General features: G+C 62.9%; 5 protein-coding genes. 1 reads left to right on the top strand and 4 read right to left on the bottom strand.

Annotation, left to right across the window (positions count from 1 at the left end; genetic code table 11):
* The 3 genes from EN939_RS20215 to EN939_RS20205 all read right to left on the bottom strand — a co-directional run.
* Nucleotides 1-1,071: tetratricopeptide repeat protein (locus tag EN939_RS20215; RefSeq protein ID WP_164751100.1), on the bottom strand; the 1,071-nt coding region annotated here is incomplete at its 3' end.
* Nucleotides 1,072-1,108: 37 nt separating this feature from the next.
* Entirely contained in the window at nt 1,109-2,311 is a 1,203-nt protein-coding gene (locus EN939_RS20210) for an FAD-dependent oxidoreductase (protein WP_236382982.1), read from the bottom strand.
* Between the two features lie 135 nt (nt 2,312-2,446).
* Nucleotides 2,447-2,857 (bottom strand): winged helix-turn-helix transcriptional regulator, encoded by a 411-nt coding sequence (locus EN939_RS20205; protein WP_127269397.1) that lies wholly within the window; start codon nt 2,855-2,857, stop codon nt 2,447-2,449.
* Nucleotides 2,858-2,992: 135 nt separating this feature from the next.
* Here EN939_RS20205 and EN939_RS20200 point away from each other — a divergent pair, with 135 nt between their 5' ends.
* On the top strand, nt 2,993-3,886 hold the full coding sequence (locus EN939_RS20200; RefSeq protein ID WP_127269396.1) for an SDR family oxidoreductase: 894 nt from the start codon (nt 2,993-2,995) through the stop codon (nt 3,884-3,886).
* A gap of 58 nt (nt 3,887-3,944) precedes the next feature.
* Here EN939_RS20200 and EN939_RS20195 read toward each other — a convergent pair.
* A partial coding sequence (locus EN939_RS20195; protein WP_206528312.1) for a KUP/HAK/KT family potassium transporter occupies nt 3,945-5,124 on the bottom strand: 1,180 nt, incomplete at its 5' end.

Genomic DNA, 5,124 nt, shown 5'->3' with positions numbered 1-5,124 from the left:
GTTTTCGGTATCGCCCATCGCGGCGAAATGCGCGGCGAGCAGGTTGGCGATCTTGATTGCCAATATCTCGGGATAACTCGCGTCGTTGGTCAGCGGCAGCAAGCGTGCGAGCGTCGGCGCGTCGAGCGGCTGTGCACCGGAAAGAGCCCTGGTGTAAAGCAGCCAGGCATCGGCCTGCTCAATCAGATTGCCTTCCTGCTTGAGGAGGACAGCGATATCCCGGTCCTGCTGGAAATAGCGCAAGGCCTCGTCGTACTTGGCGAGGTCGAGATAGTCCTGAGCCGTGTTGTTGGCGCTAACCAGAACGTTGAAGTGATTTGGCCCGTAGTAGCCGATACGTTTCTCGAGCACATTCAGGTCGTACTGTAAGGCGCGTGTCGGTGCCCCGATCTGACGCAGCATGTCGGCCAGATTGTTCTGCAGCTTCCAGGTGAAGCGATCGTCCTGGCCAAGCACCCGCTCCGCAATCTCCAGATTGCGCTGGTCAACGTTGATCGCCGCAGCGATTTGACCGAATGCAGCGATCCCTGTCGCCAGCACATCGTTGGCATACATGAGTTCCAGGGATTCCGTGCCTTGGTAGTGGGCGTAGAGATTGGTTGCCGTAGCGCACATGGAAACGAAGCCCTGATAGTCTTTCTCGGCCTGTTTCAGCATTGCGTAATTGAGATAGAAATCGGCACGCTTCGCGACATCCTGCTGCATCGCCCTGGTTTTCAGGCCTTCGGCGAAAATCTCCTCGGCGTTGTCGAGGATCTGGTTGTTGAGGAACGTCGCGCCGGCGTTCGAGTAGCTCTCCACGGTGAACTCGTAGAGGTCGCTCCTGGCCGCATCGAGCAGCGCTGCCCGCAACTGCGCATAACCATCGTCGAAGCGCCCGACCTCCATCATCAGCTTGTAGGCCGCATCGATCCGAACTTTCAGCGCCTCTTCACTGCCTGCTGGAGTCTGCTGACCGGCTTGGCCCGGCGTCTGAGCTTGCGCCGTCGGCAAGGGCGGCGCCACGACCGACGTGGCCAGGACAGATGCAACGACCTGCATCAGGCCTAGCGATTTTCGGACTATGGACATGACAGCGTTCATGCGGATCGGTCTGATGCGAAAAACTCTAGGATGCGGTCGTATCATGATCCGGATTTTGTCCGAAATCCCACCGCGTTTCCTCAAGTCCAATCCGCCTGAACGGATCGATCACGGTTCCCGCCACCATCGAGGCGAGGAATTGCGGCGCCGGCGGGATTTTTGCCACCGTCGCCACCAGCCTGTCGCGGAGGAAGGGCAGCGCCACCGAATCCGACTGGTAGAACGGCGTGAATGCCAGCGACAGCGCCTGGAAGACGCGGACATGCCAGCGCCGCGCCCTCGCATAGGCCTCCAGCGCTGCCTCGACGTTTGACGCCCGCGCCAGCGCATTGCTGAGCGCCGCGGCATCGAGCAGCGCCATGTTCGCCCCTTGCCCGAGTTGCGGACTGGTGGAATGCGCCGCATCGCCGATGACGGCCAATCGCCTACCGGCCGGAAGCTTCATCGTGTGGTGGCCGTAGCGGGCCAGCGAGAGCTGGTCGAAACTGTCGATCTGGCTGGTGAACGCCTCGCTCTGCGGCCACAGCCGGACCACCCTTTCCTTCCAGGCGTTCAGGCCGCGAACGCGCACCTCATCGGCATCCGACGGCTTCAGGCTCCAGAAGAAGGCCGCCATCTTTTCAGCGCCCGGCTCCGGTCGGCCGATCGGCAGCACGCCGATCATCACGCTCGCTTTGTCGTAGCGTTGCAGCAGCGCGTGCTCGTCGAAACCATCGCCACGCCAGCCGAGCGAGGCCCAGAACGCACCATAGGTGAGTGGCCGCGGCTCGCCTGGAGCGCTTTCGCGGCGCAGTTTCGAGCGCGAACCGCTGGCGTCGACGACCAGATCGAATGGCCCTGCCCTCCGCCCGTTGCCACAGATCAGCGTCGCCCGTTCGCCGGTCTCCAGGGCCTCGATCTCGACGCCGGTCTCGATGGCGATCGCCTCGCTCTGCGCGGCGCGGAAAAGCACACCGAACAAAGCCGCCCGGTGCACCGCCAGCCCGAAGCGGCCACCGCGTTGCGCATCGTAGCGGACATCGAGCACCGTGCGGCCAGTGGAAGCATCGGCGCCATGCAGGCGGTCTATGCGGCTGCCCAGCGCCAGTATGTCGTCGAGCAGGCCAAGACCGGCCAGTACCGTCAGCCCTGTCGGCTGAAGAATCAGCCCGGAGCCGACCGGCTTCGGCTCATCGAAGCGCTCGAACACGGTGACCCGATGCCCGGCACGCCTGAGATAGAGCGCCACGGCCAGTCCCGCCGGCCCGGCGCCTGCAATTGCGATATCATAGGAAATGCCAGTGCCCCCAAAGCCGGATTGGCCGGGACAATCCTTCAGCGGCGGGACGAAATCAAGCCGTCACCAACGGCTTTGCGCCGCTGGTCAGCCTTGGGCGGCGTCAAAATCGGCGCGTGCGCCGCGCACCGCATCATGATTGAGCTCGGCCCACAGGATCAGCTGATGCAAGGCGCCGAACATCGAATGCCCGAGATCGGTCAGGCTGTACTCGACGCTCGGCGGCTTGGTCGGGAACACCTCGCGATGCACATAGCCGTCGCGCTGCAAATCGTAGAGCGTCTGCGTCAGCATGCGCTGTGAAATGTCCGGCACCAGCCGCCGCAACTCGCCGAAGCGATAGGGCTGCTCGGCCAAAGCCATCATCAGCAGCGAGCTCCATTTGCCGCTCACGCCCTGGATGACCTCGCGGACCGGACAATTGGCGAAGTTGCCGCCGCCGGAGACCGCCTTGTAGACCTCCAACTTCGATCTCAGATTGACGATCTTGCTGTCCACCGCTGGTTCCCTGCGCGTGCCTACCTCCCGAAAAACTGCCTTCTTTACGGCTCTGGGTCAATTCCTATTTTAGTGCTGGTCTCTTTTTGAGACTGCCCCTCGAACCGCCTTAGCGGCGCAATGTCAGGATCTTCCATGACCCAAACCCTTCTCGTCACCGGCGCTTCCGGCCAGCTCGGCCGCAGCGTCATCAACCACCTGCTGGACACGTTCAAGGTCCCCGCGGGCCGGATCATCGCCACCACCCGCAATCCGGAAAACCTTGCCGAGTTGGCGGCGCGAGGCGTCATCACAAGGGCGGCTGACTTCGACGACACACTATCGTTGGAGGCTGCTTTCAAGGGCGCCGACAGGGTGCTGATCATCTCGACCGGCGAGATCGACCTGCTACACGGCAAGCGCCTGAGGCAGCACCAGAACGCGGTTGCCGCCGCTAAAAAGGCCGGTGTTTCCCACCTTCTCTACACCTCGATGCCCAACCCGGAACCGGTTTCGCCGGTGCTGTTTGCCAATGATCACTACGGCACCGAGCAGGCGATCAAAGCGAGCGGCATCCCCTACACGATCTTCCGCAACGGCTGGTACCAGGAGAACCTGTTCATGGCCCTGCCGCACGCGATCGCTTCGGGAAAATGGTACACGTCCGCCGGCGAGGGCCGCGTTGCGCCTGGTGCGCGCGACGACATGGCAGCAGCGATCGCCGCCGGTCTCGCTGCCGTTTCGAACGAAAGCAAGACCTACACCTTGACCGGCCCGCAGGCCTACACCACGGCTGAGATTGCCGCCCTGGTAAGCGAGGTCACCGGCAAGCCGCTCGATGTCGTCCAGGTTTCGGATGAAGCCTTGACCGAAGGCGTGAAGGCATCAGGCGTTCCCGAGGATTTCGCTGAGGTCATCGTGTCCTTCGACGCCAACACGCGCGCCGGCCGTATCGCCATGGTGACCGACGCAATCGAGTCGCTTTCGGGCAGGACGCCAAAGACGTTGAAGCAATTCCTCGAGGCGAACAAGGTCGCCCTGGCCGGTTGAAGCGGAGTGACATGGACTGTGCCGTGAGGCACAGTCCATTCGCCGATCCGGCATGCCCCTAGATCGCCACCTGCGTGCCGATCTCCACCACGCGCCCGGTCGGGATCTGAAAGTACTCCGTCGCGTCGGCCGCAGTGCGGGCCAGGCCGATGAACAGCCGGTCCTGCCACACCGGCATGCCGGAATTGGGCGAGGCCTTGAGCGAACGCCGCGACAGGAAGAACGAGGTCGTCATGATGTCGAACTTCCAGCCCTGCTTGCGGCAGATCGCCAGTGCGCGCGGGATGTTGGGCTGCTCCATGTAGCCGAAGGTCAGCGTCACCCGCATGAACAGCTCGTTGACCGTCTCCATCTTGACCCGGTCGCTGTCGGGCACCACCGGCTGCGGCGCGGTCACCACCGAAAGGATGACGTTCTGCTCATGCAGCACCTTGTAGTGCTTCAGGCTGTGCATCAGCGCGGTTGGCGCGCTTAGCGGATCGCTGGTGAGGAAGACGGCGGTGCCGGAGACCAGCTGCGGCTTCTTCTTCAACAAATTGCCGGCAAGGAAATCGAGCGGGATCTCGTTGCGGCGGGTCTTGTCGAACAGATAGCGGCTGCCGCGCACCCAGGTCCACATGGCCAGCACGACGGTGAAGGCCACGGCCAGCGAGGCCCAGCCGCCCTCGAACACCTTGACGATGTTGGAGGCAAAGAAGCCGACATCGATGAAGCCGAACAGCGCCGTAAGCGAGATTGCCACCCACAGCCGCCATTTCCAGATGCGCGTCATGACGACATAGAGCAGCACCGTCGTCACCAGCATGTTGCCGGTCACCGAAATACCGTAGGCCGACGCCAGCCTGCTGGACTCGCCGAAGCCGACCACCAGCATCATCACCACCAGCGCCAGCAGAAGATTGACGCGCGGCATGTAGATCTGGCCGGACTGTTTCTCCGACGTGTGCAGGATTTCGAGCCGCGGCAGCATGTTGAGCTGCACCGCCTGCCTGGTCAGCGAGAACGCGCCTGATATCACCGCCTGGCTGGCGATGACCGTGGCGGCGGTCGCCAGCACGACCATCGGGATCAGCGTCCAGCCTTCGTTCATCTCGAAGAACGGATGGCCGACGACGCCATTCTTGGCCAGCACGAAGGCACCCTGCCCGGCATAATTGAGCAGCAGGCAGGGAAACACGATCGCCAGCCAGGCCAGCACGATCGGCTTGCGGCCGAAATGGCCGAGATCGGCATAGAGC

The organism is Mesorhizobium sp. M7A.F.Ca.CA.002.05.1.1, from assembly GCF_003998335.1.
GTDB lineage: Bacteria > Pseudomonadota > Alphaproteobacteria > Rhizobiales > Rhizobiaceae > Mesorhizobium.
Note: the sequence above shows the minus strand (reverse complement) of the source record. Positions and strands in the feature narration are given on the sequence as shown.

Excerpts from the sequence above, each read along its gene's own strand:
- EN939_RS20200 (WP_127269396.1), top strand. The coding sequence starts at position 2,993 with ATGACCCAAACCCTTCTCGTCACCGGCGCTTCCGGCCAGCTCGGCCGC.